This window comes from Corallococcus sp. AB030 (genome assembly GCF_003668965.1).
GTDB lineage: Bacteria > Myxococcota > Myxococcia > Myxococcales > Myxococcaceae > Corallococcus > Corallococcus exiguus.
This window is the reverse complement of sequence record NZ_RAWQ01000394.1, coordinates 1-3,328: the sequence shown is the minus strand read 5'-3', so window position 1 is coordinate 3,328 and position 3,328 is coordinate 1. Positions and strand designations below refer to the sequence as shown.

The window sequence follows — 3,328 nt, the reverse complement described above, 5'->3', positions numbered from 1 at the left end:
GGCCACGCCCGAAGGCGCCGCGCCGCCGCCCGCCGCCGCCGCGCCGCCGGAGCCCCCCAAGCCCGACGAGGGCCGGCTCGCGCAGCAGATTGAGCAGCGCTACGCCGACATCCAGACGAAGAAGGACCACTACGTCACGCTGGGCGTCCCGCAGGATGCCTCCCGAGACCAGGTGAAGGCCGCCTTCCTGAGCCTCGCCAAGCTCTACCACCCGGACCGGCTGCCCCCGTCGCTGCCCCACCTGGCGCCGAAGATCACCGCCGTCTTCGAGTCCATCCGCGAGGCCTACGAAGTCCTCCACGACGACACCCGCCGCAAGAACTACCAGCTGGCCCAGCAGGGCGCTCAGGCCGCTCCCAAGCCTCCGGCGGCCCCCAGCGCCCGCCCCGGCAGCCCCGGCTCGGCCCGCGCGGACACCAACGCGGACGACCTCTTCCGCATGGGCGAGGTGTTCTTCCGCAAGCGCGACTTCTTCGCCGCCAGCGAGCACTACGAGCGCGCGTACGGCCTGGACCCCAAGCCCCTGTACCTCGCGGCGCGCGCCTGGTCCGTCTACATGGACCCCAGCCGCAAGGCCGACATGCCCCGCGCGAAACAGTGGATGGCGGATGCGGTGCGCACCGACCCGAACTGTGATCGCGCCCACTACCAGCTGGGCGTCATCGCCCGCGTGGAAGGGGACATGGACCGCGCGGAGAAGCACTTCCGGGAAGCCGTCCGTGCGAACCCCAAGCACCTGGAGGCGAACCAGGAGCTGCGGCTCATCGACATGCGCAAGAAGAACCCCCCCAAGAAGGGTCTCTTCCGCTGACCTGCTTGTCCCCTGGGGAGGGAGCCGGCCGGTTTTCCGGACAGTCCCGCCCATTGACACACCTGGAAACCGGACCCGATGCTTGCCCCTACGGGACGCCCCCGTCGGATCCGCCGTCCCGCCCGTCTTGAAAGGCATGCCACGTGGCCAAGCAGCACCTGCTCCTCGTCGATGGTGACGCGAAGAGTCTGCGCGTGATGGAGGTCAGCCTGAAGAAGGCCGGCTTCTCCGTCACGACTGCGATCCACGGCAAGGATGCGCTGGAGAAGGTCCAGATCAGCCCGCCGGACCTCGTGCTCGCGGACACCAAGATGCCGGAGATGGACGGCTTCGAGCTCTGCAAGACGCTCAAGTCCGACGAGCGCTTCAAGTTCATCCCCTTCGTCTTCCTGACGAACCAGAAGTCGGTCGAGTTCAAGGTGCGCGGCCTGGAACTCGGGGGCGACGACTACCTGACGAAGCCGATCTACATCAAAGAGATCGTCACCCGCGTGAAGATGATCCTTCAGAAGGCCGAGAAGGAACGCATCGAGAAGCGCGAGACGACCAAGGGCGGCTTCGCGGGAAGCCTCGCCGACATGGGCGTCGTGGACCTGGTCCAGACCTTCGAAATCGGCCGCAAGACGGGCGTCATCTCCATCCAGGGCGAGCGCACCGGCGTCGTCTACTTCAAGGAGGGCCGCGTCATCGACGCGGAGTTGGGCCGGCTCAAGGGCGAGAACGCCTTCTACCGCCTGCTCAACACGTTCGAAGGCCAGTTCGACGTGCAGTTCACCACGTTGGACCGCACGGAGCGCATCGAGGTCTCCACGCAGGGCCTCCTCATGGAGGGCATGCGCCGGCTGGACGAGTGGGGCCGGATGCTCGAGCAGCTCCCGCCCCTGGAGACGGTCTTCGAGATCGACTACCACCAGTTGGCGGATCGTCTGTCGGAGATCCCCGACGAGGTGAACGGCCTCTTGCGCCTGTTCGACGGCAAGCGCGCGCTGTCGCGCGTGGTGGAGGACTCGGACTTCGAGGACCTGGCCGCGCTGGGCATCATCAGCAAGCTGTACTTCGAAGGGCTGATCCGCGAGCTGGGTAACGCGCCGCTGGAGCCCGTGCAGAGCAGCAAGCCGGGCATCGAGCAGTGGCTGAACGCCGCGCCGCCCATCCCCGTGGACGTCGCGCCCGCGCAGGAGGCCGCGCCCCAGGAAGCGCCGGCCCCCGTGGAACCGCCCCCGGTGGAGGCGGCGCCCGTGGCGGAGGTCCCGGTCACCGAGCCGGAGCCCGAAGCCGCGCCCGCGCATCCCGAGCCCATGGAGGAGGTCACGCCCGTGGCGGAGATGGCGCCCGCGCCGGTCTCCCCGCTGCCCGCGCAGGTGGTCATCTTCCCGCCGCGCGTTCGTCCCGGCGAGGACGGTCCGCCTCCGTTCGGACAGGAGGGCGCGGAGCCCGCGGTTCCGCCGCTGTCGCAGGAGGGCTCGGCGTTCCTCGTGGAGCCGCCTCCGGCGCACCGTGCGGTGGATCACGCGCGGCGCAGCCTGCTGCTCGACTGGAGCCGGGTGGACACGGAGGGCCTGAGCGCCTCCAGCACCTGGGGCCCCGGTTCGCCCTGGTCGTCCGCGGCCCGCGCTCCGGCGCCCAGCCCGTTCGCCGCCCAGCCCGCGCAGGCGCCCGTGGAGTCGCAGCCCTCGCGTCCGCCCATCTTCGGTGGCGCGGCCATCGCGCCCAGCCCGCTGGCGCCCGTGCCTCCGCCCACGCCAGCCCCGCCGTCGTCCGAGGTGACGCTGGTCAGCGGCATGGAGCCCTTCCAGGAAGAAGTGCCGGTGGAGGAGTCCGCGCCGCCGCAGCTCGCGCTGCCGCCGTATCCGGGCCACGGCATCACGCCGCCGCAGGTGGCCCCCGTGGCGCTCAACGTCGAGTTCCCCGAGACGACGCCCTTCAACACACAGCCGGCCTCCATGGAGCCGGTGGAGACCGCCGCGCAGGACGTGCCCGCGTCCGAGGCCTACTTCACGGAGCCCGAGCCCGCCACGCCCGTGCAGCCGTCCGGAGCGAGCGCCACGGAGGCCTCCGCTCCCAGCGCGAACGCCCCGGCTGCCGCGACGACCACCCCGGCCCCTGTCGCGCCCCCTCCGGCCAGCACCGCGTCCACGAACAGCGCGGCCTCCACGAAGCCCGCCGCATCCAAGCCCACGCACGACGAGGACGACGCGGCGCTGATCGCCGCGATGAAGCCCAAGCGCACGGGCCTCTACATCGCGGGCGGCCTGGTCCTCGTCGCGGCCGTGGCCGCGGTGGTGCTCTCCAAGGGCTCGGGCAGCTCCGAAACGCCCAAGCCCGACGCGCCCAAGGTGACGCAGCCCACGCAGCCCGTGGACGCGCCCAAGCCGCCGGAGACGACGCCTCCGCCGGTCGTCACGCCGCCGCCCACGAAGACCGTGGATGCGCAGACCGACGCGGGCACGCCCCCGACGAAGACGGTCACCGTTCCGGAGGACGCGGGCACGCCGGTGAAGATGGCCACCCCCGAGC

At 71.2% G+C, this 3,328-nt stretch carries 2 protein-coding genes; both read left to right on the top strand.

The features are described from left to right. Positions 1 to 811 (top strand): J domain-containing protein (locus D7Y15_RS42840; RefSeq protein WP_121756154.1); only part of this gene is annotated, 811 nt, incomplete at its 5' end. Positions 812 to 954: 143 nt separating this feature from the next. After that, positions 955 to 3,328 (top strand): response regulator (locus D7Y15_RS42835; protein WP_121756153.1); only part of this gene is annotated, 2,374 nt, incomplete at its 3' end.